This window comes from Facivitalis istanbulensis (genome assembly GCF_040560405.1).
GTDB classification, from domain to species: domain Bacteria; phylum Pseudomonadota; class Alphaproteobacteria; order Sphingomonadales; family Sphingomonadaceae; genus Sphingomonas; species Sphingomonas istanbulensis.
This window is the reverse complement of the sequence record NZ_JAVSCQ010000001.1, coordinates 253,718-277,569: the sequence shown is the minus strand read 5'-3', so window position 1 is coordinate 277,569 and position 23,852 is coordinate 253,718. Positions and strand designations below refer to the sequence as shown.

Genomic DNA, 23,852 nt, shown 5'->3' with positions numbered 1-23,852 from the left:
CCAGCACTCCAGATCGCGTTGCCAATCCTCTTCCATCGCCAGCCTCCATCAAAGCTGGCGCCCTATGAATCATGCATCTCCCTCACTGGGAATCCCAAAAATCATACTTCTGCCAAAGTAGTGATAGGCCTTCCTTCCCTTGCGAAGGGGAGGAAGGCTATGCGTCGCATGGTGGAGGTGGCGTGCTGAGCTTTCTCGGAAGTCCCCTTCCGTCAGGCCGTCCGAGAAGCAGTTGAATCCGCTTCTTCAACGCTCGCTGGCAAGCGCCTTTTTCAGGCGGGCGTGGGCCGTGCTCTTGATCTGGCAGACGCGCGCCGCGCCGACGCCCAGCACCTGGCCGATTTCCTCCAGATTGAGTTCCTCGACATAATAAAGCTGGATCACCAGCGCCTCGCGTTCGGGCAGGGCGGCGATCGCGGCGATCAGGGCGTCGCGCAGGTCGCTTTCGGCCAGTTGGTCGAACGCGTCGGGGGTGTCGTCGGCGAACCAGGGCAGGTCGTCCGAATAGACATCGTCGATCGCCTCCATCCGCACCGCTTCGGCCGTCTTGTAGTCGGCGCGCAGCCGTTCGACCGAGATGCCCAGCTTTTCCGCCACCGCCTCGTCGGTCGGGGCATGTCGGGCCGACTGCGACAGGGCGGCCACCGCCTCGCTATATTGCCGGCGACGGCGCATCGCGCCGCGCGTCGTCGTCGCCTGGCGGCGCAACTCGTCGATCATCGCGCCGCGCAGCCGCGACTTGAGGTAATGGCCGAACTCGACGCCGCGCTCCTCGAACGAGGCGGCCGCCTCGACCAGCGCGACCAGCCCGACCTGGACCAGATCCTCGACCTCGATCAGGCTCGACATGGACCCATGCACATGCCACGCGATCCGGCGGACCAGCGGCAGGTGCTGGCGGATCACCGCATCCGCCTCAAGGCCGGGACGGCGCATCGCGGGGCGATAGGTGATCGGCTGGTCGGCGACCGTGGGGTTGGCGAGCGCCGGATCGAACATCGTCGGGTCGATGGCCTGCGCACCCAGGAACGCGCCGCTCAGGGGATGCGCGCTCATGCGGCCAGCGCCGGCTGGTGCGCGGCCTGCGGCGCGCCGATGACGGCGACGACTTCGACGGCCTTGTCCTCGGGCACCTCGAAGAATGACAGGACCGGCGTGTCGGGCATGCAGTTGCGCAGCAGCTTGCGCATCGCGATCCGCACGCCGGGCTGCACCACCAGCGCAAAGGCCTTGCCCTCGGCGAGCAGCGGCTGCGCGGCCTGGGTCAGCGCCTCGACGATGCGCTGGCCCAGATCGGGTTCGATCACGTGTCGGCGCGCGGTGTCGGCGCGCATGGCCTGCGCCAGCAGCCCTTCGAGCTGGCCGTCCAGCGTCATGACGCGCAGCGGTTCGCGCATCCCGCACAGCTTCTGGATGATGAGCGCGCCCAGCTGCGGCCGGATCGACTCGACGATTTCCTCGGCGTCGAGCGTCTTCTGAGCCGCCACGGCGATCGCGCTGGCGATACGGCGAAACTCCTTCAAGGTGATATTCTCCGAAAGAAGGCCCTTGAGAACCTGGGTCAGGGTGGTGAGCGGCAGGGGGTTGGGGCTGAGCGAGGCGGCGAGCTGGCTCGCGCGTTCCTTCAGCCCGTCGAGCAGCGCCTGGACCTCGTCCGGGCCGAGCAGCTCGGCGGCGTTGGAGCCCAGCACATGGTTCAGATGGGTCGCCATCACGGTGCCCGGATCGACCACCAGATAGCCCATGCCGGTGGCGGCATCGGCGTCGCCCTTCAGGATCCAGGTCGCCGGCAGGCCGAAGGTCGGGTCCTTGACGGGCTTGCCCGCCAGCGTGCCGAACGCCTGGCCGGTGTCGAGCGCCAGCATCTCGTCGGGCGACACCTGGTCCTCAGCGGCGACGACGCCGTTGATGATGATGCGATAGTTGAACGGGCCCAGATTGATGTCGTCGCGAACCCGCGCCTGCGGCACGACGAAGCCCAGTTCCTTCGACAACTGGCGGCGGACGCCGGTGATGCGTGCCATCAGCGGCGCACCGCGCCGTTCGTCGACCAGCGGCACCAGGCCGTAACCGATGTCGATATGCACCTGCATCCCGTCGATCACCTCGTCCCAGCCGATGCGCGAGGGATCGACCGGCTCGGCGGCGGGAGCGGGGGGTGCGACGACCGGGCGCTTCTCGATCTGGCGCAGCTTCCACGCGGTGAAGCCGGCGATGGCGGCGGCGGGCAGCAGCACCAGATGCGGCATGCCGGGCAGCACGCCGAGCAGGCCCAGGATGACCGCGACCGGAATCCAGGTCTTGGACGCGCCGAACTGCGATCCGATCTGGCCGGCCAGATCCTTGTCCGACGACACGCGGGTGACGATGGCGGCGGCGGCGATCGAGAGCATCAGGCTGGGCAACTGCGCGACCAGCGCGTCGCCGATCGCGAGCAGGATATAGGTCTTGGCGGCGTCGGCGATGCCCATGCCATGGCTGACCGGACCCAGGATCAGGCCGCCGATGATGTTGGCCGCCAGGATCAGCATCGCGGCGACCGCGTCGCCCTTCACGAACTTGGACGAACCGTCCATCGAGCCGTAGAAATCGGCCTCGGTCGCCACCTCGACGCGGCGCGCCTTGGCCTGTTCGGGGGTGATGAGGCCGGCGTTCAGATCGGCGTCGATCGCCATCTGCTTGCCGGGCAGGGCGTCCAGGGTGAAGCGCGCCGACACTTCCGACACGCGGCCTGCGCCCTTGGTCACGACGATCAGGTTGATGATCATCAGGATCGCGAAGACGAAGAGGCCGACGACATAGTCGCCGCCGATCAGGAAGGTGCCGAACGCCTCGATGACATGGCCCGCCGCGCTCTCGCCCTCATGGCCATGGACCAGCACGATGCGGGTCGAGGCGACGTTGAGGCCCAGCCGGAACAGCGTGGCGAAGAGGAGGACGGTCGGGAAGGCCGAGAAGTCGAGCGGTTTCTCGGCGTTCAGCGCCACCATCAGCACCGCGAGGCTGATCGCGATATTGGCGACGAAGAAGATGTCGAGCAGCGCCGGTGGGATCGGCACGACCATGACCAGGACCAGCAGCAGGATCGCCGCGGGCAGGGCCATGGTGCGGCCGCTGGAGAAAATCTTGCCCATGCCGTCAGCCGCCCATGCTCGCGAGCATCATATAGGCCAGCCGCGCATGATCGGGCCTGGGCCGCAGCACGCTATCGCCGCCATTCCGGCCCTGGCTGCGCAGGCCGAGCTGGTTCATCGTGCTGGTTGCCCAGGCCATGGCGTCGGCCGCGCTTTCATTGTTGCCGGTCACCACGGTGGCGTCGCCGTTCATGCCCTGCAGCGCGAAGGCCTGTGCCGCGAATTGCAGATTGGCGGAGCGCGTCGCGTCGCTGTCGACCTGGCTGCCCGCCAGCTTGGTGCTGAACCGGTCATAGATATCGGCCAGCGAACGCGGTTGCCCGCCGCTGGTATAGAAGACCGAGCGGTTGGCGCGGGCAGCGGCGGGGAACAGGCTAGCCCCGCTCGTCTGTGGATTGCGGGCCATGGTGCCCAGGAATTTGGTCGCGCCGCCCAGACCCAGGAAATGGGCCATATAGAGGTCGGTGCCGTTGGTTTCGCGGCCCAAAGTCGATTCCAGCGCGGCCTTGTTGTCCGAGGCATGCTCGGCCGCCATCAGCGAGGCGGCGGTGGGATCGTTGCGCAGGCCCATCACCGCCGCGCGCGCGCCGCTGGTGACATAATAGCGTCCACCCGACTGGCCGATGGCATCGGCGGCCCAGCCCATTCCGTGTTCGGCACCGTGCTTCTTGACCACGGCGAGCCAGCTCTGCTCGACGAACTGGTACAGCCCGGAGGCCGAGGAGGTGCCCGCACGCGCATTGGCGTTCAGCCCGGATTCGAGCTTGGCCTGGCCCAGCAGATAGCCGAAATCGACTCCCGTGCGGCTCGAGGCCAGCGCGATCGCCGACTGGATCCTGGATTGAGAGACGGGTTGGACGGTCATGCTGCCTGATTGAAGCCCCTGTTCGGAGCCTCTCTCAGCAAGGGGCGTGCCAATTCTTGCGATGTCGGCCGGCGGCAAGGTGGGCGCCAGACGGCTTCCGAATCAAAAAGGCCCGGAAAACCGTGCCTTGACACGTTTCTGGGCCCTGGATTTCATCATTCCGTCCGCCCTGCCTTGCCGGTCGGACACCGTATCTCCGGCAAAGCGGCAACCGCTTGCCGCCCTGATTCCGGCAAGTTTCCGGCAAATCCGCGCGGGGCGGCAATCAGGCGTAGGCGCGCATCATCGGGCGATAGCCTGCGCCCGAATCGCCGGTCAGCGTCTGGAGCTTGCGCCGGACATTGGCGGCCATCAGGTTGACATAGATGCGGCAGGTTTCGTTCAGGCGATTGGCCTCGTCCGCCAGCTCGCGCAACTCGGTGCCGGCGGGGCCGGTGCCCAGCGCGGCGACCTCCTCGATCGCGCTCAGCTTCTCGGTGGTCGCGCGTTCCAGCGCGGCGACGTCGTTGCTCTTGAGCGCCGCAATCTCGCGATGAAGGGCCTCGATGACCCGGATCAGTGCGTCACGCCGCGTCATTTACCGTTCCAGTTCAGCTTCAGCGCGATCATCTGGTCGGCGATGGTCGCCGGCAGAATCGGGAAATTGCCATCGGCGATCGCCTTTTTGATCTCGGCGATCCGGTCCTGGTTGACCGGCGGCTGGGCGGCCAGCGTCCGGGCCAGGTTGCTGACATCGCGGAGATCGCCCTCCGGCCGGGCGGGGGTGGTGGCGGCCTGGCTGGCGGTTGCGACGGCGGCAGGGCGCGTGACGCCCGTGACCCGTGTGACCGCCATTTCCCCGGCATTCAGCCTTGTTCCATTCACCATGCCCGCACCCACTGGTTTCGCTGACATGGGGAGTAACGGCCGGTGCAAGAAATCCTTTAGGAAGAATTTGCGATTTTCCGCGCATTCCGTTCGCCTATTCGGCCCAGCCGGGCAGGGTGGCGCGCCCACTGGCCAGCGCGACCGCCTGGATCGGCTGGCGCGCATTGTCGACGCGGACGGGGAAATGCACGCCCGGCGCGGCATCGGCCATGGCGACGCCCTCGCGCGTGATCGAAAAGCCCTCCGCGCCCGCCTCGATCACGATCGGGTCGCCGCGCCGGATCACGGGTTCGGCCTTGGCGATCACGGCGGCGGCGGCGCGCGGTTCGGGCGCGGGGCGGGGCGCGGACAGCACGGGCACGAAGATCCGCCATTGCGGGCCGGTGCAGGTGATGACCACCGCGTCATGCGATTCGGTCCGCCAGGACAGGGAGACGGTGGGGCATTGCGCCAGCTTCAGCCGGGCATCGACCGGCGCCCGTGCGCCGCCCTCCACCCCGATCGGCCGCCCGGTAAAGGCGGTCACCGCGGCATCGAGCGAGGCGATATTCTGAAACCCGGCCGCGCCGGCCAGCAGGAGAGCAAGGATCATCGGACACTCCGGACGGAATCGCCGGCAAAGACGAGCGTCACCATGGCGGTGCGCGGTCCCGGCCCGGCGGCGGTGGACAGGATCAGGCGATCGGTGGCGGCGGGGCCGATCCGCGCGGCGGCGGCGCGCGCGCGGTCGGCGGCCAGCACCACCGCGCTGCGGCTGACGGGATCGACATCGCCCGGGCTGCCATCGGTCATGCCGACGATCGACAGGCGGACGCGGGGGTCCGCCAGCGCCTGGCGCGCCCAGGCCGCCAGCGCGTCATCGGTTTCGTTGGGCACGGCCGAACCCGGTGCGAAGCTCAGCGCAGCGCTCGCCACCGGCATGGCGGGGGACGGGGGGCTGGGCATCGGCGCGGGCGGCGGCACGGCGGCCGGCGTCCCTGCACCGAATTGCGCGCGCAACCCGGTCATCAGCGCGGGGCGGCGATCGGTGCCGATCGCCTGGACCAGCACCAGAAAGCCGACGAGCAGCAGCGCCAGGTCGGCCAGCGTCACCAGCCAGATCGGGCGGGAGGGCGGCGTATCGGGAAATTCGAAACGGGTCATGCGACGCTCGCCAGGCTGGGCCCGGGCTTATGGGGCGTGCCGCCGTTCATGCCGCTTCCGGTACCGCCGCCCAGCGTCACGCCGGCCGAGCGGCGGGGGGCTTCGCGCGCGGCGAGCGCGGCCAGCGGCGCGTCCATCCGGGTGCGTTCAAAGGCTTCGATCCGCGCCGCGCGGCGCAGGCGCATCGCGATCGGTTGCGCGATCAGATTGGCGAACAGCGCGCCGTACAGCGTGGCGAGCAGCGCGATCGCCATCGCGCCGCCGATCCGCTGCGGATCGTTCATCGTTGCGAACATGGTCGCCAGGCCGATCAGCGTCCCCACCATTCCCATGGCGGGGGCGACCTCGGCGGCGCCCGCCCAGATATCGGCGACCGCCAGATGGCGCTCGACCCGACCGGCGCGGGCCAATATGGTCCGGGCGACCACCGCCTCGGGCCCCTCGCCATCGACGATCGCGGCGATCGCCTCGGCCAGATCGGGATCGGTGACGACCGAACGATCGAGCGTCAGCACGCCGTGGCGGCGCGCGATGCGGGAGAGATGGCCGATCTGTTCGATCAGCGGGTCGGCCGAAAACGGCTTGCGGACCAGCACGGTCAATGCCGCGACCGCGCGCCGCGCATCCCGCCAGGGCGTGCGCAACAGCGTTGCGAGCAGGGTGCCACCCAACACGATCGCCAGCGCGGCCGGGTCGAGGAATTGAGCAAGGGGGGGCAGAGCGGTCATGCCCGCCCCTACGCAAGGACCGGGCCAGTTTCGATAGGGCGGGATTCCACGGCGCGCGCCGAACCGGATGAGGGTGCCGCCGCGCTGAGGGGCGCTGCCACCCGTTGCCGCCGACCGGCAAGCGAGGCGGCAAGCGCCGGCAAGGGCTTGCCGGATTCAGGCTGCAGCCCCGGCCTGCCGCCCTGCTTCCCCTCCAAGGCGCGCAATTGGCACGATGATTGCGAAACCTCGGTGGCGTGACGTTTGCGCGTGGGAAAGGAGGTTGATCGATGGCCATGGAAACGCTCTTCGGCGTGCACGGTGCGGCTCTGGAAGTCCGGGGGCAGCGCATGGGCGTGCTGGCGTCCAACATCGCCAACGCCTCCACTCCCGGCTTCAAGGCGCGCGACATTGATTTCAAGGCGGCGCTCGCCGCCGTCGAGGGCGGGCAGCAGGACCAGGGCATCGCCAAGGCGACGAAATACCGCATCCCGCTCCAGACCTCGCTCGACGGCAACACGGTCGAACTGGCCGAGGAGCAGACCGCCTTCGCCGAGAATGCCGTCCAATATCAGACGACGCTGTCGTTCCTGAACGGACGCATCTCCACCATCACCCGCGCGCTGAAGGGCGAATAAGCGATGGCGAACTCCCCGCTTTCCATCTTCCAGGTCGCCGGGCGCGCCATGTCGGCGCAGCTGGTGCGGATGAACACGACCGCGTCCAACCTGGCCAATGCGGGTGGCATCGCGGGGTCGGCCGAGACCGCGTACAAGACGATGAAGCCGGTGTTCCGCACCAGCTTCGACGCCGCGACCGGCTTGTCCACCGTCGATGTCGAGAAGATCGTGACGGCGGGCGAAGCCCCCACCAAGCGCCACGACCCCAACAACCCGCTGGCCGACAAGGACGGCAACGTCTTCGAGGCGGCGGTCGACGAAACCCGCGAGCTGGTCGACATGATGGAGACGGCGCGCACCTATCAGAACAATGTCGAGGTGATGCAGACGGCCAAGTCGCTGATCCTCGACACCCTCAAGCTGGGTCGCTGATCATGACGACGACTTCTTCCATCAGCTCGACGCTCGACAGTCTGGGCATCAAGCGCGCCGGTAGCGGCAGTTCGGCCGCCGCGACGACCGGCGCCAAGAAGACCACGCTCGATCAGTCCTCGTTCCTGCAACTGCTGACTGCGCAGTTGAAGAACCAGGATCCGTTCGCGCCGATGGACAACACCCAGATGGTCGCCCAGATGGCGCAATTCTCCAGCGTGGCGGGCATCTCCGAGATGAACACCACCCTGTCGTCGATCGCGACCAAGCTGAACGCGACCAAGCCCGCCGATGCGCTGAACTATGTCGGCAAGACCGTTCTGACCGCGGGATCGGTCGCCTATGGCCGCACCAGCGGCGGCCTGGCGGGGCAGGTCGAACTCGATGACGCGGCGTCCGACGTGCAGGTCACCATCGCCGACTCGAAGGGCGGGGTGCTGAAGACGCTGTCGCTGGGCGCGCAGAAGGCGGGCACCGCCAGCTATGACTGGGACGGCAAGCTGGACAATGGCAGCGAAGCCGGTTCGGGCCCGTTCACCATCTCGGTCTCCGCCAACAACGGTAACACCGCGGTCACCAGCCGCTCGCTCGTCTGGGCGCCGGTCCAGTCGGTGTCGATGCCCAGTTCCGGCAATCCCGTCCTGACCGTCGCCGGACTCGGCCAGGTCCAGTTGTCCGCCGTCCGCTCGGTCGGCTGATCCCCCTTTCGCACCAGGAAGATAGCCCATGTCCTTCTACACTTCGCTGAGCGGCCTCAAGGCCTCGCAGACCGACATGTCGGTCATCTCGCACAACCTCGCCAATGTCGGCACCAACGGCTTCAAGAAGAGCCGTGCGGAATTCGCCGATGTGATGGCGGCGAACTTCGCGACCGATCCGTTCAAGCAGGTCGGTTCCGGTACGGTGGTCAAGGCCAACCGGCAGAATTTCAAGGAGGGCAATTACACCAGCACCTCCAGCGCGCTGGACCTCGCCATTTCGGGCGACGGCTTCTTCACGGTGCAGTCGGGGGGCAGCACCGGCACGCTCAACTATACCCGCAACGGCTCGTTCCAGGTCGACACCAACAATTACGTCACCGACGCGCAGGGCAACAAGCTGCAGGTCTTTCCGGTCGATGGAGACGGCAATGTCACTTCGTCCGGCAATGATGGCCTGACCAGCCTGCAACTGCCCGCGACCAGCGGTACGCCGGTCGCCACCAAGAAGGTGACGCTGGACGTCAACCTGTCGAGCACCGCCGTGGCGCCGACCGGGACCTTCGACCGCACCAACATGAGCACCTACAACAACACGACCCAGACCAAGATCTATGACGCGTCGGGCAACGCCATGACGCTGACCAATTATTATGTGCGCAAGCCGCTGCCGGTCGATTCCAGCGGCAATGCGATCAAGCCGTCCGACGGCAGCAGCACCTGGCAGGTCTACAGCTTTGTCGGCGACCAGCAGATGACGGTCGGCGGTTCCAAGTCGCCGGTCGAGCTGACCTTCGATTCGGGCGGCAACATGACCCAGCCGACCGCGGCGATCAAATTCGACGACTATACGCCGCGTACCTCGATCGTGTCGCAGCCGCTGAGCCTCGACTATACCGGATCGTCGCAGTCGGGGTCGATCTTCTCGGTCGCGTCGCGCACCCAGGACGGCAAGGCGGTCGGCCTGTTGTCGGGCGTGGCGGTGGGCGAGGACGGCCTGATCACGGCCTCCTTCTCCAATGGCGAGACGGCCAATCTGGGCAAGGTGGCGGTGGCGACCTTCGTCAACATGCCCGGCCTGCGCCAGGAGGGGAACAGCTATTGGGAAGCGACCGGCAAGTCGGGCGCGGCCAAGTTCGGCACCGCCAATCAGGGGGCCTATGGCGCGATCCGGTCCAGCACCATCGAGGGGTCGAACGTCGACATCACCGAGGAACTGGTCAATCTGATCGCCGCGCAGCGCAATTTCCAGGCGAATGCCAAGGCGCTCGATACGTCGAGCCAGATCTCGCAGACCATCTTCAACATCCGCAGCTAAGCGCGCGGGGCGAGGTAGCAGGGGGCAGCGATGGACAAGCTGGTCTATACGGCGGCGACCGGATTGCGGGCGCACATGGCGGCGCAGTCGGCGATCGCCAACAATATGGCCAATGCGTCGACCATCGGTTTTCGCGCCGACCGCGTCGTGTTCGACCGCATCGACCTGAAGGGCGGCGGCGCGGCGTTCGAGGCGCGGATGCCCACCGCCGAGGAAGTGACCGACGCCGACCGCGCACCGGGCACGGTACAGCATACCGGCAACCCGCTGGACGTGGCGGTCGCGACGTCCAGCGCGTGGCTGGCGGTGCAGGCGCCGGACGGGTCGGAGGCCTATACGCGGCGCGGCGACCTGGAGGTCACCGCATCGGGCGTGCTCCAGACCGGCGACGGCTATCCGGTGATCGGCCAGAACGGGCCGATCACCGTGCCGCCCTACAACTCGCTGACCGTATCGCCCGACGGCACCGTGTCGATCATCCCGCTGGGCGCGGGGCCGGACACGCAGGCGCAGGTGATCGACCGCATGAAGCTGGCCGATACCCGCGTCTCGCAGACGGTGAAGGGGCTGGACAATCTGCTGCGCGTCAAGGGCGGCGGGGCGTTGCCGCAGGACATGGACGCCACCGTCCAGTCGGGCGCGCTCGAAGGGTCGAACGTCAACATGACCCAGACGCTGGTCGACATGATCGAGAATCAGCGCAGCTACGAGGTGCAGGCCAACCTCATGAAAGAGGCCAAGTCGATGGACGAGAACAGCGCATCGCTGATGCGGCTGCCGAGCTGAGGATCAAGGAACCATGTCTTCCGCCGCCATGCACATCGCGCGCACCGGGCTCGACGCCCAGGACATGCGCATGCGGGTCATCTCGAACAACCTGGCCAACGTCAACACGACCGGGTTCAAGCGCGATCGCGCCGCGTTCGAGACGCTGGCCTATCAGACGATCACCGCGCCGGGCGCGGCCAGCTCGACCGAGAGCAAATATGCGACCGGCCTGAACCTGGGTACCGGCGTCCGCATCCAGGGCACCGCGCGGATCAACACGCAAGGTGCGATGCAGACCACCAACAACAGCCTGGACATGGCGCTGGACGGCGAGGGCTTCTTCCAGGTGCAGATGCCGGGCGGCACGCTGGGCTATACCCGCGCGGGCAATTTCTCGCGGTCGGCCGAGGGACTGCTGGTCACCTCGGAAGGTTATCAGGTGATGCCCGGCATCACGGTGCCCGATGGCGCGACGCAGATCACGATCGGCACCGACGGCACGGTGTCGGCGACGGTCCAGGGACAGACCGCCCCGTCCGAGATCGGCCAGATCCAGGTCGCGACCTTCCCCAATCCGGCGGGCCTTCAGTCCAAGGGCGACAATTACCTGACCGAAACCGCCGCCTCGGGCGCGGTGAACATGGGCGTCGCGGGGCTCGAGGGGCGCGGCCAGATCCGGCAGGGCATGCTCGAAGGCTCGAACGTCAATGTCGTCGAGGAACTGGTCGACATGATCGAGACGCAGCGCGCCTATGAGGTCAACTCGAAGATGATCAAGTCGACCGACGAGATGCTCCAATACGCCAACCAGAATCTGTGAGCGTGACGATGCGGATCACCCTTCCTCGCTTCGACTATTGGATCGAGCTGACGCTGTCGGCGGCGGCGGGCGTCATGGTCGTCGCCGCGCTGGCCCCCGCGCCCGCGCAGGCCAGCCTGTTCGGCCGGAAGGCGCCGGCGGAGGATTTCTCCACCGTGCGCCCGCCGGCTATGCCAATGCCACCCGCCGCGCAGCCAACCGGCGCGATCTTCCAGGCGTCGGACGGCTATGCCGCGCTTTACGAAGGCTGGCGCGCGCGCCGGGTCGGCGATCCGCTGACCATCGTGCTGGTCGAACGGACGGCGGCATCCAAGTCGGCGACGTCGAAGCTGGGCTCCAAGGGCGATCTCGGCCTTAACCCGCCGACCACGGGGCCGCTCGGCTCGCTGCTGAAGTCGACCGATATCGGCATGGGCGGCAGCCGCAACTTCAACGGCGCGGGTGCGGCCGACCAGTCCAACTCGCTGTCGGGCGAGATCAGCGTGACCGTCGCGCAGGTCTTCCCCAACGGCACGATGCTGGTCCAGGGGCAGAAGCGCGTGACTCTCAATCGGGGTGACGAGTTCATCCAGATCAAGGGGCTGGTCCGCTCCGCCGATATCGGCATCGACAATCGGGTGCTGTCCACGCGCGTCGCCGATGCGCAGATCGCCTATACCGGCAAGGGCGATGTCGCCCGCGCCAGCCGCCAGGGCTGGCTGAGCCGGTTCTTCCAAGCCGTCAGCCCGTTCTGAGGCCGCTTCGCGATGATCCACCGCTTCCTCCTCACCCTGCTCGCCGCGCTCTTCGTCGCGACCCCGGCCTGTGCCGATCGCATCAAGGATCTGGGCGGGTTCCAGGGTATCCGTACCAACCAGCTGACCGGCTATGGCGTGGTCGTGGGCCTGCCCGGCACGGGTGACGACAATCTGGACTATACCGTCCAGTCGCTGAAGGCCGTCGTCTCGCGCTTCGGGTTGCAGATGCCGCCGGGTGCCAGCCAGGGCTTGAAGAATGCCGCGGTGGTGTTGGTCACGGCCGACTTGCCGCCCTTCGCCAAGCCCGGCCAGAAGCTTGACATCACCGTCGCCTCGATGGGCAAGGCCAAGTCGCTTCGCGGCGGCAGCCTGATCCTCACCCCGCTTCAGGGGGCCGATGGCCAGATCTATGCGATGGCGCAGGGCAATCTGGCGGTCGGCGGACTGGGCGCGGAAGGCGCGGACGGGTCGAAGATCGTCGTCAACGTGCCCTCCACCGGCCGCATTCCCGAAGGGGCGACGGTCGAACGCGCCGTCGCCACCGGCTTCGACACCGCGCCCACGCTGACCTTCAACCTGGCCCGCGCCGATTTCACCACCGCGCAGAATGTCGCGCAGGCGATCAATGGCCGGCTGGGCATGGGGACGGCCCAGGCGATGGACGCTGTGTCGGTCGCGGTCCGCGCGCCGATGGGTGCCGATGTCCGCGCGATGCTGATGTCCGAGATCGAGAATCTCGACGTCGCCTCGGCCGAGCCGTCGGCCAAGGTCATCGTCAACGCCCGCACCGGCACGGTCGTCATCAACTCGGCGGTGCGGGTCGGCGCGGCGGCGGTCACGCACGGCAAGCTGACCGTGAAGATCGACGAGAATCAGCGGGTCAGCCAGCCCGCGCCGTTCAGCGGCGGCCAGACCGTCGTCACGCCCAAGTCGGGCGTCTCGGTGGAGGAGGAGCGTCGCCCGATGTTCCTGCTCAGCCCCGGTCCCCGGCTCGCCGATGTGGTCAAGGCGGTGAACGCGATCGGCGCGGCCCCGTCCGACCTGGTCGCCATTCTGGAAGCGCTCAAGGAAGCGGGCGCGCTCAAGGCGGAACTGATCGTGCTATGACCGGGTCCATCGCATCCACGCCCGCCGCGGCGGCCATCACGGGCACGGTGTCGACCGACACCCGCCGCCTGTCCAACGGCGCCAATCTGGACAAGGCGGGCACCCAGTTCGAGGCGATCTTCACCGGCATGATGCTCAAGGCCATGCGCCAGACCAAGCTGGGCGAAACACTGTTCGACTCGAAGGCGCTCGACACGTTTCGCGACATGCAGGACCAGCAGGTGGCGCAAAGCATGGCGGCCCATGCCCCGATGGGGATCGGCAAGGCGGTGACGGATTTCCTCGCAAAATCGCAACCCAATATTAACCAGGGTTGATGTAGTCCGGCGCCATGAGCGACCTGCTCTCCATTGGCGCTTCGGGCGTCCGCGCATATCAGACCGCGCTGACGGCGGTTGGTGAGAATATCGCCAACGTCGCGACGGACGGCTATTCGCGACGGACGGTCAGCCTGCGCGAGGTGGTGCCGGCCGCCGGGCTGGCGGCGAACAAGGTGTCGGCCGGGTCGGGCGTGTCGGTGCTGGGCATCGCACGCGCCACCGATACCTATGCTTCGGCCGCCGTGCGCTCCGCCACCGCCGATCTGTCGCGGACCCAGACGGGGGCGACCTGGCTGAGCCGGATCGAAAGCGCGATGACCGGGGATCAGGTGTCGTCGCGACTGACCAGCTTCTTTACCACCGCGCGCACGCTGGCGGCGGAGCCGACCTCGACGGCAGTGCGCGCCACGCTGCTGGAAACCGCGCGTTCGACCTCCACCGCCTTTACCGCGACGGATGCCGCGTTCGATCAGATCCAGTCTGATTTCGACGGCCAGGCCCGACAGGCGGCGCAGAACCTGTCCTCGCTCGCCGTCTCGCTCGTCCGCGTCAATGACGGGCTGGGCCGGACCCAGCCGGGCACCGCCGCGGCGGCGCAGTTGGCGGACCAGCGCGACCAGATCCTGGCGCAGATGAGTTCGCTGTCGGATATCACGACGACGACGGACCAGCTCGGCCGTGCGACGGTGCGGCTGGGCGATCGGGCGGGGCCGGTGCTGGCCTCGACCGACATGGTCGGCTCGGTCACGTTCACCCGGCGCAGCGACGGCAGCGTCGGTTTCAACGTCGCGTTGAACGGCGAGGTCAGCGACTTCACCCCCAGCGGCGGGGCGCTGGCCGGCATGCTCGACGGCGCGGAACGGATTTCCACGACGCGCGCCGCCTTCAACCAGGTGGCCAAGGATTTCGTCGATACCGTCAACGGACTGCAAAGCGGCGGTCAGGATCTGAACGGGACGCAGGGCACCGCCATGTTCTCGATCGCATCGGGCACCGCGCAGGTCAGCCTGGTGATGACCGATGGGGCGAAGATCGCGGCGGCGACCAACGGCCAGGGATCGCGCAACGCCGACAATCTGGCCGCGCTGGAGTCCGCGCGCGGCTCGGTGCGGTTCGAGTCGCGGTTGACCCAGATCGTCACCGACAACGCGACCGCGCTCAAGCAGCGCCAGACCATCGCCGATGCGCAGAGCGCGATCGTGGATGGTGCCAAGTCCTCGCTTTCGGCGGCGTCGGGCGTCACGCTCGATGCGGAAGCGGTGACGCTGATGCGCTTTCAACAGGCCTATTCGGCGTCCAGCCGCGTCATTCAGGCGGCGCGTGAGACCTTCCAGTCCATCCTCGAGATCCGGTGACGGCGATGCAGATTTCCACCAATGCCTTCTATGACAGTGCGGCACGGCGGATGGCGTCGCTGACCGGCAAGGCCAATGCGCTTCAGGCCCAGATTTCGACCGGCAAGAAGATTCAGAATCCGTCCGACGATGCCGCCGCCGCCGCGCAGATCGCCGAATTCGACCGGCGCGACGCGGATGATGCGGTCTACAAGACCAATCTGACGCTGGCGGGGTCGCTGCTGCAACAGGCGGATACGACCCTGACTCAGATCGGCACCCAGGTGCAAAAGGCGCTGGAACTGGCGACCCAGGCGGCGAACGGTACGCTGAACGCCGCGAACCGGTCGAGCATCGGCGATCAACTGGCGGCGATCCGCGACACGATGCTGGGACTCGCCAATTCCAAGGACGCGCGCGGCCAGTCGCTGTTCGGGGCGGCGTCGGGCGCGGATGCGGTGACCCAGGCGAACGGCACCTACACCTATAGCGCGGCCAATGTGTCGGCGATTCCCATCGCGGATGGCCAGACCATGGAAGTGACGGTCGGCGCCGACCGGGTGTTCAAGGCGGGCGACAGCGACACGTTCAATGTGTTGAATACGCTCATCACCGCTTTGAAGTCGGGGTCGAGCGATGTCTCCGGGACGATCAAGGACGCGATGACCAAATTGTCGGCCGCCAATGACAATGTCGCGGCGGTGCAGGCGTCGATCGGCGCCCGCGAGGCGCGGGTCGACCTGCAGACGAACCTGCAGCAGCAGGCGGGCACCGACCGCGCCACGTTGCGCTCCGCGATCCAGGATGTCGATGCTTCCACCGCCATCATCCAGTTGCAGCAGACGATGACCGTGTTGCAGGCGACCCAGGCCAGCTTCACCAAGCTGTCGGGCCTTTCGCTGTTCGATTATCTGAAGTGATGCGCGGGGCGCCGCGCCGCCCACGACCCTGCCCGCGACCCTGCCGGCAAACGGGCCCGATATACGGACCCCGGTAACCCTATGTTGACGGGGTGACGCTAAGCCCGGGGGATGGAACGGCCGCCATGCCGGTCTTCTGGAGAATCGGTTTACCATGTTTCCTGCCATCGGTCTCGTCATCCTGCTCGGCATGGTCTTTGGCGGCTTCGCCATTACCGGCGGCGCGTTGGGCCCCGTGTTCGAGGCGATCCCCCATGAAATGCTCATCATCGGCGGTGCCGCCGTGGGCGCGCTCATCATCGGCAATTCCGGTAAGGAGTTGAAGGCGCTGGGCGGCGCGATGGGCAAGATCTTCAAGGGGCCGAAATACAAGAAGCAGGACTATCTCGACGTCATCTTCCTCGTCTCCAAGCTGATGAAGATGTTGCGCACCGAAGGGCCGATCGCGCTGGAGCCGCATGTCGAGGACCCGAAGTCCTCCTCGGTCTTCGCCGAATATCCGCGACTCGTCGCCGACCATACGCTGGTCAACCTGATCGCCGACACGCTGCGCCTGATCGTCGTGTCGTCGGGCACGCTCGACGTCCATGCGGTCGAGGAGGTGATGGATAACGCCATCAAGACCCATCATCACGAGGTCGAAGGGCCGCACGGGACGCTCCAGAGCCTGGCCGATTCGCTGCCCGCGCTGGGCATCGTCGCGGCGGTGCTGGGCATCGTGAAGACCATGGGGTCGATCGACAAGCCGCCAAGCGTGCTCGGCGCGATGATCGGCTCGGCGCTGGTCGGGACCTTCATGGGCGTGTTGCTCGCCTATGGCATCGTCAATCCGTTCGCGAACCGCCTGCAACAGGTGATCGATGCGGATGCCGCCATCTATCATGTGGTCAAGCAGATCATCATCGCCTCGCTCCACGGCCATCCGCAGCCGCTGGTGATCGAAGCCGCCCGCTCGGGCATCGCCCACAAGGACCAGCCCGGCTTCGCCGAGGTGTTCGACGGTCTGCGGGGCCGTTAAGCCATGGCGCGCGCACCGCATGGCAAGAATGAACCGCCCAAGATCATCATCGTCAAGAAGATCGTCGCCGAAGGGCATGGCGGGCATCATGGCGGTGCGTGGAAGGTCGCCTATGCCGATTTCGTGACGGCGATGATGGCGTTCTTCCTGCTGTTGTGGCTGCTGGGCGCGACCACCGAAAAGCAGCGCAAGGGCATTGCCGACTATTTCGCCCCGACCCTGCTCGACACCCGGTCGATGGGGGTGGGGGGCGGTACGCCGAACGGCGGATCGAGCGCGAATGGCATCTCCAGCCGCAACAGCAGCACCGCGATCGTCCAGACGGTGGTCCCGCGCGTCAATGGGCAGGGCGGCGAGAAGCCCGGCACCGGCGACAAGGGTTCGCTGCGCAATCCCGATGCGCTCGCACGCGACCAGCGCAGCTTTGCCATGCTGAAGCGCGAACTGCTCAGCAAGATGGAAAGCACGCCGTCGCTCAAGAAGCTGGCCCAGCAGGTGCGATTCATCCCAACCGATGAAGGGCTGCGCATCGACCTGGTCGACAACGCCAATTATTCGATGTTCGCCAGTGGCACGACGACGCTGGAGCCCGAAGCATCGGCACTGATCGGCACCATCGCCAAGTCGATCGCGGGTCTGCCCAATACGATCATGATCCGCGGGCATACCGATGCGGTGCCCTATGGCGATCCGCGCGCGATGAACAACTGGATGTTGTCATCGAGCCGTGCCGAGGCGACCCGGCGGCGCCTGGCGGCGGGGGGGCTGGCGGAGGCGCGGTTCGAACGGATCGAGGGCGTCGCCGATCGCGAGCCGATGATCGCCGGAAACCCCGCCGACCCGCGCAACCGCCGCGTGGCGATCACCCTGCTCTATCGCAAGGGCGCATTCGGCCGGTAATGGCGGGGGCCGTGGCCGGTCTTCGCAGCAGCCGTTCGTCCCGTCCCGCCCGCATCATAAAGAAAGCCCGCCGGGGATTTTCCTGTCCTGGGAGAAGACAGGAACCCCCGACGGGCGGTGCGGCGCCTGGATCGCGCGAGGTGGCGAGAGGATTATTCCTCGGTCGCGCCCTCGGCACCCTTGCGCGGCTTGCGCGCGGCGGTCGTGCCGTTGCGCGGGCCCGGCTTGCGACCGAGGCCGATCTTCTTCGCCATCGCGCGACGGCTTTCCGAATAGGTCTCGGCGACCATCGGATAATCGGACTTCAGGCCATAACGCTCGCGATATTCCTCCGGCGTCAGGCCGTGGGTCGCCAGGTGGCGGCGGAGCGTCTTGTACGGCTTGCCGTCGATCATCGAGATGATGTGATCCTTCGACGCCAGCGACTTGCGAACCGACACGGCCGGAACATATTCCGTCGGGGTTTCGGCATCGGTCGCCTGCGGCGCGCTACCCAGCAGCGAAGACACGGTCTCGTGCATCTTGTGCAGGAAAGCGGGAACCTCCTCCGACGACGTGCGGGTATTGGGATTTCCCAGCCACGCAATGGTCAGTTCGGTCGCCAATTCTACGGCATTCACATCGATAGGGTCGTCGGCCATGATACGCTCCTTGTTATTCTCGGCCGCAACTAAACAAACATCTAGCCACGTCAACCATTTGAAGTGGTAGCATGGAATAATGAGGTCGCTGATTTCGCTGATCTTGATCAGGTTCCAAAAAAAAGGCAGGCGACCGGTGTGGCACAGGTGCCAAACGCCATCCGGACTCCGCCATATTTTGAGATGGGGATGGCAAAGCTTGCCGTCCGTGCGTAAAGTTCAGAAAAATCATAAAATTCATATTTATGAATGGGATATGGTCAGGGTGCCCGTATGGCGGCGGTGTTGGCGCATCGATGATTGCAGATTTTGCAACAAAAATTGATTAGGATGCATTTGTGTTAATCGTGACGCTGGGCCAAAGGAGCCGGGCCTTTCAGGCATCCTCTCCTAAAAACTTTCACGGCTGGTCTTCGGACCAGCCTTTTTTTTGGCTTTGCTTGGAGGGTGGTTGCGCCTAGGCTGCTCCCCATCGCGACGCGTCAATGATATAAAATGCAGGAGTGGAGGCCGCCGGGAAACCGGCCAGGCGCGTCGACGTCGGGGGTTGAGCGATCGGCATTGCTCCCCCCAAATTCCCTGACCATCGATATTATAGCTGGCCGGAGGCCGATCGCGGCATGGCGCGCGGGATTCAGCCTTTGTCGGGAGCCGTCTTATGCTGGATGAACTGGTCCAGCGCTGCGAGGGCCAGTCCGGCAAGGGCGGTCGCTTCGGATCGTTCCGGGGCAGCGGGGGCGGGCTGTGCGGGTTGTGGCTCAGCGTCGCTCCCTGGTTCGGTGGATGAAGAGGCCGGGGCGCGTCCGATCTCGCGCGCGAGCGCGGTGGCCGCGACCATCAGGCCCGTGGCCAGCAATTGTCGGCCGACGGGGCCGCGCGCCTGGTCGAGCAGGATCTGTCCTGCACGGTGGAGCGGCGATGGCGTCTCGGCGGCCTGCTGCTTTTCTTTCTTCTGCTTGCCTTTCTGCTTCTTCTTGCCCATCCGACCACTCCGTTCACAGTGTGTCGATGATATAATACACGTCGAGGCCGGGACAAGGTCGCGGTGTATCGGTCGATCGGATAGGGCGGCTGGTGGGGTCAGCCACCCAATGTGCGGGCGCGACGGCGCTGGACCGAGCTGCCAATGCCCATCGACTCGCGATACTTGGCGACCGTCCGCCGGGCGATGTCGAAGCCCTTGGCCTGAAGCAGGTCGACCAGCGTGTCGTCGGACAGGATCCGGGCGCCTTCGCCCGCGATCAGCGTCCGGATCGCGCTTTTCACCGCTTCGGCCGACACCGCATCCCCGCCATCGGCCGCGGCTATTCCGCTGGTGAAGAAATATTTGAGTTCGAACAGCCCGCGCGCGCAGCTCAGATACTTGTTGCTGGTCACGCGGCTGACCGTCGATTCGTGCATCCCGATCGCCTCGGCAACCCGCGCCAGCGTCAGCGGCTTGAGGTGCGCGACGCCGTGCAGGAAGAACGCCTCCTGCTGCTTCACGATCTCGGTCGCGACCCGGATGATCGTCCGTTGCCGTTGGTCGAGCGCCTTCATCAGCCAGTTGGCGCTGGCCAGGCAATCGGCCAGCCATGCCTTGGATCCCTTGTCCTGCGGGCCGTGGCGGAGCTCCTGATAATAGCGGCGATTGACCAGCACGCGGGGCAGGGTGGCGCTGTTCAGCTCGATGCCCCAGCCCGCCTTGGTCCGCGTGACGAACAGGTCCGGCACCACCGCCTGAGACGGTTCGCCGCCATAGCGACAGCCGGGCTTGGGATCATAGCTGCGCAGTTCGCGGATCATGTCCGCCATATCCTCGTCATCGACCCCGCACAGCCGCTTGAGCCGCGCCAGATCGCCGCGCGCCAGCAGGTCGAGATTGGCGATCAGGCGGGCCATGCAGGGATCATAGCGATCAACCTCACGCGCCTGAATCGCCAGGCATTCGGCCAGGTCGCGCGCACCGACGCCGGTAGGGTCGAAGCCCTGCACCACCGCCAGCACCGATTCGGCCGCCTCCACCGTCACGCCCAGCCGCTCGGCGATGTCGCGTACCGGAACGGTCAGATAGCCCGCGTCGTCGAGCTGGTCGATGATATGCACGGCGATGGTCAGCCGCACGCCCGACAGCGCCAGCGTCGCCTGTGCGGTCAGATGCTCGGCGAGATTGGGCGCATCGTCGGGCAGGGCGTTCCAGTCGGGGCCGTCCTCGCCGCCCAACCCGCCGCCCGCCGCTCCGCCGTTCAGCGACAGGCCGCCATCGGGCCCGGCACCGCCATCGGCGATGCTGTCCTGCTGATGGCTCTCGGTGGCGTAATCCAGGTCGAGCCCGCGATCCTCCGCCGGGGCGGTGCCCAGCACCAGTTCGTCCGCGCCGGCCGGACCCTCGCGCTCGGCGCGTTCGGGGGTGGCGACCTCGCGAATCCCCTGCGCGTCGAGCAGGGGGTTCTTCTCCACCTCATCGGCGATGAACGCCTCGATCTCCAGATTGGACAGCGCCAGCAGCTTGATCGCCTGCTGCAACTGCGGCGTCATCACCAGCGACTGGCTCTGGCGAACGTCCAGCCGCGGGGCCAGGCTCATGGCGCGCGCGTCCGTTCGGCCCCGCGCGCCCGCGGCCTGACGCAAGCGGCGGAACGAGACAGGGTGGAGCGGGGCGAGGCCGTCATCGGATCAGAGCGAAAAGCCCTCGCCCAGATAGAGGCGGCGGACATTGGCGTCGGCGACCAGTTCCTCCGGCGATCCGGTGAACAACACGCGCCCGTCATAGATGATGTAGGCGCGGTCGACGATGTCCAGCGTCTCGCGGACATTATGGTCGGTGATAAGGACGCCGATGTCGCGGCGCTTCAGGTCCTTCACCAGATCGCGGATATCGGCGATCGAGATCGGATCGATGCCCGCGAAGGGTTCGTCGAGCAGCATGATCGACGGATCGGCGGCCAGCGCGCGCGCAATCTCGGCGCGGCGACGCTCGCCGCCCGACAGCGCCATGGCGGGGGCGGCGCGCAGGCGGGTCAGCCCGAACTCCTCCAGCAGCCGGTCGAGCTTGCGCTTGCGCTCGGCGGGGTCGGGTTCGGCCAGTTCGAGGACGGTGGAGATATTCTTCTCGATCGACAGCCCGCGAAAGATCGATGTTTCCTGCGGCAGATAGCCCAGGCCCAGGATCGCGCGGCGATACATGGGCAGGCCGGTGATATCCTCGCCGTCCAGCATGATGCGGCCCGAATCGGGCTTCACCAGCCCCATGACCGAATAGAAGCAGGTGGTCTTGCCCGCGCCATTGGGGCCGAGCAGGCCGATCACCTCGCCGCGCCCGACCGACACCGACACGTCGGTCAGCACGACCCGCTTGTCATAGCTTTTGGCGATCGACACGACCTGAAGCCCATGGGCGACGGGGGGCTCCGCCACGGGACTGGTGCGATCGCTCGCGTCGCGGGTCGGGGTTTCCATGTCCATCGCCCTATCTCTCGCCCTGTCTCGTCTCTGTCAGGAGGGTCTTGTCGTTCGGGAGGGGAGCTTAGCGTGCCGGGCGGCGACCGCAAAGGTCGCGCCCTTAGCGGTGGCTCCGCCCGATCAGTTGCGCTGCGGAACCGAGAAGGTGCCGGTGACGCGACCCGACGGTGCGCGGGTCGTCGTCGTGCCGGTGCCGGCGCTCGCCCCGCCGGGCACGCCCGATCCGTCGATGACCGCGCGGCCGGTATCCAGGTTGAGGGTCAGTCGGCCGCCGCTGACCGTATTGCCGCCCTGTGTCAGGGTGACGCGGCCCAGCATCGTGATGACCCGGCGGTTGATGTCGTAGATGGCATATTGGCTCCGCGCGGTCTGGCCCGGCCGCTTGACCAGCACTCCGCCCGACGCGTCCAGCCGCGATACCTGCGGATCGCCGCCGATCACCTGCCCCGTATAGGCCACCGTCATCCGCGCGGCGTTGAGCGTCATCTCGGCCTGCCGCACCGAGACATTGCCCGACAGCACTGCGCGATTCGCCTTGTCCTGCAACTCGATATGATCCGCGCCGAAATCGATCGGCGCGTTCGTGTTGTGCCGAGTCTGGGCCGGGGCGACGGCCGCGAGGGCGATAAGGGCAGGGGCCATCACGGCGGAGAGCTTGTGCATGGCCCGTTATTTCGTGCTTTGCGGCACGATGCGCAAGCGTGCGTTGCCGTCGAGCGTCACCGTCCGGTTTTCCAGATTGGCACGGAGCCGATCCGCCTGGAACGTCCCCTGCCGCACGCGGCCGGTGACCGCGCCGCCCGATACGAGCGTCCGCTGCTGGAGGTCGATGGTCGCATCATGCGTCTGGAGATCATAGCCGCCCGCCGCCTGGAAATCGAGCGGGCCGTTGAGCATCACCTGTTCGGTGCGCATGTCGTAGCGCCCCGAATCGGCCTTGACCCAGGCGGGGCCGTCCGAGAGCTGGACACGTGCCGCAAGCTGGTTGAGCTGGACCACCGGCTCGGCCGAACTGCGCTGGATCGCGGAACCGGCGTCGAGCGAAAAAGGCTGTCCCTTGTCGTCGACGCCGCGATATTGCGCCGCCTGGATCTTCAGCCGCTCCTGCGCGACCTCGACCTTCTTCTTGTCGAGGACGAACGACACCTCGTTCGAGGTGTAGATCGGCGCCATCACCAGAAAGGCGGTCAGCGCGCCGATCGCGCTGGGCAGCATCCAGCGCGCCACCGCCACGAATCGGTCGTGACGGCTGCCCGGCGCGGCCCAGATCTGCCGCTGGGTGCGGGCGCGGTCGGCGATGTCGGACATGGCGGCTTCCTTACAGGGGAGCGACGGGGCGGCGGCGAATCAGGCGTGGGCGAAGATGTCGATCTCGGGCCAGCCGGCAAGGTCCAGCTCGGCGCGGGCGGGGAGGAAATCGAAACAGGCCTGTGCCAGTTCCATCCGCCCCTCGCGGACCAGCCGCCTGTCCAGCTCGACCTTCATCCGGTGCAGATAGCGGACGTCCGAGGCGGCATATTCGCGCTGCGCGTCGGACAGTTCGGGGGCGCCCCAGTCGGAGGATTGCTGCGCCTTGGACAATTCGACGCCCAGCAACTCGCGCACCAGCTCCTTCAGGCCATGGCGGTCGGTATAGGTCCGGATCAGCCGCGAGGCGATCTTGGTGCAATAGACCGGGGCGGCAACCACGCCCAGATAATGGCGAATCGCGGCAATGTCGAACCGCCCGAAATGATAGAGCTTCAGCCGCGCCGGATCGGCCAGCAGCGCGCGCAGATTGGGCGCGGCATAGTCGCTGTCCGGCGCGAAGCGCACCAGATGCTCGTCGGGGCCGCCATCGGACAGCTGGACCACGCACAGCCGGTCGCGCGGGGTGATGAGGCCCATCGTCTCGGTATCGACGGCGATGGCGGCACCGGCTGCGAACAGATCGGCGGGGATATCTTCTTCATGCAGATGAACGGTCATCCCTATGCCCTAGCGGTCGAGGGGCGAAGCCTCAACCGCGATCGGAGCGGGGAAGTGCGTCGGGACGAAGGTTTCTGCCGGGATGTTGTGGAGT

28 protein-coding genes are annotated in these 23,852 nt (G+C 66.8%); 13 read left to right on the top strand and 15 right to left on the bottom strand.

Going from position 1 to position 23,852, the window contains the following annotated elements:
* Positions 1–246 precede the first annotated feature (246 nt).
* The 8 genes from fliA to RN629_RS01435 all read right to left on the bottom strand — a co-directional run bounded on the left by fliA (position 247) and on the right by RN629_RS01435 (position 6,737).
* Positions 247–1,056: an RNA polymerase sigma factor FliA gene (gene fliA, locus RN629_RS01470; RefSeq protein WP_407033487.1), complete on the bottom strand. Its 810-nt coding sequence runs from the start codon at positions 1,054–1,056 to the stop codon at positions 247–249.
* Complete coding sequence (gene flhA / locus RN629_RS01465) at positions 1,053–3,134, bottom strand: flagellar biosynthesis protein FlhA (protein WP_407033486.1); 2,082 nt, start codon at positions 3,132–3,134, stop codon at positions 1,053–1,055. Before flhA ends, fliA begins: the two co-directional genes overlap by 4 nt.
* Positions 3,135–3,138: 4 nt before the next feature.
* On the bottom strand, positions 3,139–3,999 hold the full coding sequence (locus RN629_RS01460; RefSeq protein ID WP_407033485.1) for a lytic transglycosylase domain-containing protein: 861 nt from the start codon (positions 3,997–3,999) through the stop codon (positions 3,139–3,141).
* A gap of 265 nt (positions 4,000–4,264) precedes the next feature.
* Positions 4,265–4,576 (bottom strand): flagellar protein FlgN, encoded by a 312-nt coding sequence (locus tag RN629_RS01455; protein ID WP_407033484.1) that lies wholly within the window; start codon positions 4,574–4,576, stop codon positions 4,265–4,267.
* Entirely contained in the window at positions 4,573–4,833 is a 261-nt protein-coding gene (gene flgM / locus RN629_RS01450) for a flagellar biosynthesis anti-sigma factor FlgM (protein WP_407033483.1), read from the bottom strand. The genes RN629_RS01455 and flgM overlap by 4 nt, the downstream gene beginning before the upstream one ends.
* A gap of 127 nt (positions 4,834–4,960) precedes the next feature.
* The gene (locus RN629_RS01445) at positions 4,961–5,458 is read right to left on the bottom strand and encodes a flagella basal body P-ring formation protein FlgA (RefSeq protein ID WP_407033482.1); all 498 of its coding nucleotides are present in this window, start codon (positions 5,456–5,458) and stop codon (positions 4,961–4,963) included.
* Positions 5,455–6,009 carry a flagellar motor protein MotB gene (locus tag RN629_RS01440; RefSeq protein ID WP_407033481.1) on the bottom strand — a complete coding sequence of 185 codons (555 nt, stop codon included), beginning with the start codon at positions 6,007–6,009 and terminating at the stop codon, positions 5,455–5,457. Before RN629_RS01440 ends, RN629_RS01445 begins: the two co-directional genes overlap by 4 nt.
* Complete coding sequence (locus tag RN629_RS01435) at positions 6,006–6,737, bottom strand: motility protein A (protein WP_407033480.1); 732 nt, start codon at positions 6,735–6,737, stop codon at positions 6,006–6,008. The genes RN629_RS01440 and RN629_RS01435 overlap by 4 nt, the downstream gene beginning before the upstream one ends.
* Positions 6,738–7,006: 269 nt before the next feature.
* Here RN629_RS01435 and RN629_RS01430 point away from each other — a divergent pair, with 269 nt between their 5' ends.
* The 13 genes from RN629_RS01430 to RN629_RS01370 all read left to right on the top strand — a co-directional run bounded on the left by RN629_RS01430 (position 7,007) and on the right by RN629_RS01370 (position 17,708).
* Positions 7,007–7,354, top strand: coding sequence for a flagellar basal body rod protein FlgB (locus tag RN629_RS01430; protein WP_407033479.1), 348 nt, complete (start codon positions 7,007–7,009; stop codon positions 7,352–7,354).
* 3 nt (positions 7,355–7,357) lie between these two features.
* Positions 7,358–7,768 carry a flagellar basal body rod protein FlgC gene (gene flgC / locus RN629_RS01425; RefSeq protein ID WP_407033478.1) on the top strand — a complete coding sequence of 137 codons (411 nt, stop codon included), beginning with the start codon at positions 7,358–7,360 and terminating at the stop codon, positions 7,766–7,768.
* Positions 7,769–7,770: 2 nt separating this feature from the next.
* The gene (locus RN629_RS01420) at positions 7,771–8,466 is read left to right on the top strand and encodes a flagellar hook assembly protein FlgD (protein WP_407033477.1); all 696 of its coding nucleotides are present in this window, start codon (positions 7,771–7,773) and stop codon (positions 8,464–8,466) included.
* A gap of 28 nt (positions 8,467–8,494) precedes the next feature.
* Positions 8,495–9,784, top strand: a complete 1,290-nt coding sequence (locus tag RN629_RS01415) for a flagellar hook protein FlgE (protein WP_407033476.1) — start codon at positions 8,495–8,497, stop codon at positions 9,782–9,784.
* A gap of 30 nt (positions 9,785–9,814) precedes the next feature.
* Entirely contained in the window at positions 9,815–10,570 is a 756-nt protein-coding gene (locus tag RN629_RS01410) for a flagellar basal body rod protein FlgF (RefSeq protein ID WP_407033475.1), read from the top strand.
* Positions 10,571–10,583: 13 nt separating this feature from the next.
* Positions 10,584–11,372 (top strand): flagellar basal-body rod protein FlgG, encoded by a 789-nt coding sequence (gene flgG / locus RN629_RS01405; protein ID WP_407033474.1) that lies wholly within the window; start codon positions 10,584–10,586, stop codon positions 11,370–11,372.
* 74 nt (positions 11,373–11,446) lie between these two features.
* The gene (locus RN629_RS01400; RefSeq protein ID WP_407033495.1) at positions 11,447–12,106 is read left to right on the top strand and encodes a flagellar basal body L-ring protein FlgH; all 660 of its coding nucleotides are present in this window, start codon (positions 11,447–11,449) and stop codon (positions 12,104–12,106) included.
* Positions 12,107–12,118: 12 nt separating this feature from the next.
* Positions 12,119–13,216, top strand: a complete 1,098-nt coding sequence (locus RN629_RS01395) for a flagellar basal body P-ring protein FlgI (protein ID WP_407033473.1) — start codon at positions 12,119–12,121, stop codon at positions 13,214–13,216.
* Entirely contained in the window at positions 13,213–13,533 is a 321-nt protein-coding gene (locus RN629_RS01390) for a rod-binding protein (protein WP_407033472.1), read from the top strand. Before RN629_RS01395 ends, RN629_RS01390 begins: the two co-directional genes overlap by 4 nt.
* 14 nt (positions 13,534–13,547) lie before the next feature.
* Positions 13,548–14,891 carry a flagellar hook-associated protein FlgK gene (gene flgK, locus RN629_RS01385; protein WP_407033471.1) on the top strand — a complete coding sequence of 448 codons (1,344 nt, stop codon included), beginning with the start codon at positions 13,548–13,550 and terminating at the stop codon, positions 14,889–14,891.
* A 5-nt stretch (positions 14,892–14,896) separates the two neighbouring features.
* Positions 14,897–15,790 (top strand): flagellar hook-associated protein FlgL, encoded by an 894-nt coding sequence (gene flgL / locus RN629_RS01380; RefSeq protein WP_407033494.1) that lies wholly within the window; start codon positions 14,897–14,899, stop codon positions 15,788–15,790.
* Positions 15,791–15,944: 154 nt separating this feature from the next.
* Complete coding sequence (gene motA / locus RN629_RS01375; RefSeq protein ID WP_407033470.1) at positions 15,945–16,808, top strand: flagellar motor stator protein MotA; 864 nt, start codon at positions 15,945–15,947, stop codon at positions 16,806–16,808.
* Between the two features lie 3 nt (positions 16,809–16,811).
* Positions 16,812–17,708, top strand: coding sequence for a flagellar motor protein MotB (locus RN629_RS01370; RefSeq protein ID WP_407033469.1), 897 nt, complete (start codon positions 16,812–16,814; stop codon positions 17,706–17,708).
* Positions 17,709–17,860: 152 nt separating this feature from the next.
* Here RN629_RS01370 and RN629_RS01365 read toward each other — a convergent pair whose 3' ends face one another.
* The 7 genes from RN629_RS01365 to RN629_RS01335 form a co-directional block, all read right to left on the bottom strand.
* Entirely contained in the window at positions 17,861–18,349 is a 489-nt protein-coding gene (locus RN629_RS01365; protein ID WP_407033468.1) for a MucR family transcriptional regulator, read from the bottom strand.
* Between the two features lie 634 nt (positions 18,350–18,983).
* A complete protein-coding gene (locus RN629_RS01360; protein ID WP_407033467.1) occupies positions 18,984–19,331 on the bottom strand; it encodes a hypothetical protein in 348 nt (115 codons plus the stop codon).
* A 98-nt stretch (positions 19,332–19,429) separates the two neighbouring features.
* A complete protein-coding gene (gene rpoN / locus RN629_RS01355; protein WP_407033466.1) occupies positions 19,430–20,914 on the bottom strand; it encodes an RNA polymerase factor sigma-54 in 1,485 nt (494 codons plus the stop codon).
* A 90-nt stretch (positions 20,915–21,004) separates the two neighbouring features.
* The gene (gene lptB, locus RN629_RS01350; RefSeq protein WP_407033465.1) at positions 21,005–21,793 is read right to left on the bottom strand and encodes an LPS export ABC transporter ATP-binding protein; all 789 of its coding nucleotides are present in this window, start codon (positions 21,791–21,793) and stop codon (positions 21,005–21,007) included.
* Positions 21,794–21,910: 117 nt separating this feature from the next.
* Positions 21,911–22,453, bottom strand: a complete 543-nt coding sequence (locus tag RN629_RS01345; RefSeq protein WP_407033464.1) for an LptA/OstA family protein — start codon at positions 22,451–22,453, stop codon at positions 21,911–21,913.
* 6 nt (positions 22,454–22,459) lie between these two features.
* Positions 22,460–23,098, bottom strand: a complete 639-nt coding sequence (lptC, locus tag RN629_RS01340; RefSeq protein WP_407033463.1) for an LPS export ABC transporter periplasmic protein LptC — start codon at positions 23,096–23,098, stop codon at positions 22,460–22,462.
* Positions 23,099–23,137: 39 nt separating this feature from the next.
* A complete protein-coding gene (locus tag RN629_RS01335) occupies positions 23,138–23,758 on the bottom strand; it encodes a ribonuclease D (protein ID WP_407033462.1) in 621 nt (206 codons plus the stop codon).
* Between the last annotated feature and the right edge of the window lie 94 nt (positions 23,759–23,852).

What these genes read in the sequence shown, in the direction of transcription:
- fliA (WP_407033487.1), bottom strand. Translation starts at nt 1,056, where the DNA reads ATGAGCGCGCATCCCCTGAGCGGCGCGTTCCTGGGTGCGCAGGCCATC.
- flhA (WP_407033486.1), bottom strand. Translation starts at nt 3,134, where the DNA reads ATGGGCAAGATTTTCTCCAGCGGCCGCACCATGGCCCTGCCCGCGGCG.
- RN629_RS01460 (WP_407033485.1), bottom strand. Translation starts at nt 3,999, where the DNA reads ATGACCGTCCAACCCGTCTCTCAATCCAGGATCCAGTCGGCGATCGCG.
- RN629_RS01455 (WP_407033484.1), bottom strand. Translation starts at nt 4,576, where the DNA reads ATGACGCGGCGTGACGCACTGATCCGGGTCATCGAGGCCCTTCATCGC.
- flgM (WP_407033483.1), bottom strand. Translation starts at nt 4,833, where the DNA reads ATGGCGGTCACACGGGTCACGGGCGTCACGCGCCCTGCCGCCGTCGCA.
- RN629_RS01445 (WP_407033482.1), bottom strand. Translation starts at nt 5,458, where the DNA reads ATGATCCTTGCTCTCCTGCTGGCCGGCGCGGCCGGGTTTCAGAATATC.
- RN629_RS01440 (WP_407033481.1), bottom strand. Translation starts at nt 6,009, where the DNA reads ATGACCCGTTTCGAATTTCCCGATACGCCGCCCTCCCGCCCGATCTGG.
- RN629_RS01435 (WP_407033480.1), bottom strand. Translation starts at nt 6,737, where the DNA reads ATGACCGCTCTGCCCCCCCTTGCTCAATTCCTCGACCCGGCCGCGCTG.
- RN629_RS01430 (WP_407033479.1), top strand. Translation starts at nt 7,007, where the DNA reads ATGGCCATGGAAACGCTCTTCGGCGTGCACGGTGCGGCTCTGGAAGTC.
- flgC (WP_407033478.1), top strand. Translation starts at nt 7,358, where the DNA reads ATGGCGAACTCCCCGCTTTCCATCTTCCAGGTCGCCGGGCGCGCCATG.
- RN629_RS01420 (WP_407033477.1), top strand. Translation starts at nt 7,771, where the DNA reads ATGACGACGACTTCTTCCATCAGCTCGACGCTCGACAGTCTGGGCATC.
- RN629_RS01415 (WP_407033476.1), top strand. Translation starts at nt 8,495, where the DNA reads ATGTCCTTCTACACTTCGCTGAGCGGCCTCAAGGCCTCGCAGACCGAC.
- RN629_RS01410 (WP_407033475.1), top strand. Translation starts at nt 9,815, where the DNA reads ATGGACAAGCTGGTCTATACGGCGGCGACCGGATTGCGGGCGCACATG.
- flgG (WP_407033474.1), top strand. Translation starts at nt 10,584, where the DNA reads ATGTCTTCCGCCGCCATGCACATCGCGCGCACCGGGCTCGACGCCCAG.
- RN629_RS01400 (WP_407033495.1), top strand. Translation starts at nt 11,447, where the DNA reads ATGGTCGTCGCCGCGCTGGCCCCCGCGCCCGCGCAGGCCAGCCTGTTC.
- RN629_RS01395 (WP_407033473.1), top strand. Translation starts at nt 12,119, where the DNA reads ATGATCCACCGCTTCCTCCTCACCCTGCTCGCCGCGCTCTTCGTCGCG.
- RN629_RS01390 (WP_407033472.1), top strand. Translation starts at nt 13,213, where the DNA reads ATGACCGGGTCCATCGCATCCACGCCCGCCGCGGCGGCCATCACGGGC.
- flgK (WP_407033471.1), top strand. Translation starts at nt 13,548, where the DNA reads ATGAGCGACCTGCTCTCCATTGGCGCTTCGGGCGTCCGCGCATATCAG.
- flgL (WP_407033494.1), top strand. Translation starts at nt 14,897, where the DNA reads ATGCAGATTTCCACCAATGCCTTCTATGACAGTGCGGCACGGCGGATG.
- motA (WP_407033470.1), top strand. Translation starts at nt 15,945, where the DNA reads ATGTTTCCTGCCATCGGTCTCGTCATCCTGCTCGGCATGGTCTTTGGC.
- RN629_RS01370 (WP_407033469.1), top strand. Translation starts at nt 16,812, where the DNA reads ATGGCGCGCGCACCGCATGGCAAGAATGAACCGCCCAAGATCATCATC.
- RN629_RS01365 (WP_407033468.1), bottom strand. Translation starts at nt 18,349, where the DNA reads ATGGCCGACGACCCTATCGATGTGAATGCCGTAGAATTGGCGACCGAA.
- RN629_RS01360 (WP_407033467.1), bottom strand. Translation starts at nt 19,331, where the DNA reads ATGGGCAAGAAGAAGCAGAAAGGCAAGCAGAAGAAAGAAAAGCAGCAG.
- rpoN (WP_407033466.1), bottom strand. Translation starts at nt 20,914, where the DNA reads ATGAGCCTGGCCCCGCGGCTGGACGTTCGCCAGAGCCAGTCGCTGGTG.
- lptB (WP_407033465.1), bottom strand. Translation starts at nt 21,793, where the DNA reads ATGGACATGGAAACCCCGACCCGCGACGCGAGCGATCGCACCAGTCCC.
- RN629_RS01345 (WP_407033464.1), bottom strand. Translation starts at nt 22,453, where the DNA reads ATGCACAAGCTCTCCGCCGTGATGGCCCCTGCCCTTATCGCCCTCGCG.
- lptC (WP_407033463.1), bottom strand. Translation starts at nt 23,098, where the DNA reads ATGTCCGACATCGCCGACCGCGCCCGCACCCAGCGGCAGATCTGGGCC.
- RN629_RS01335 (WP_407033462.1), bottom strand. Translation starts at nt 23,758, where the DNA reads ATGACCGTTCATCTGCATGAAGAAGATATCCCCGCCGATCTGTTCGCA.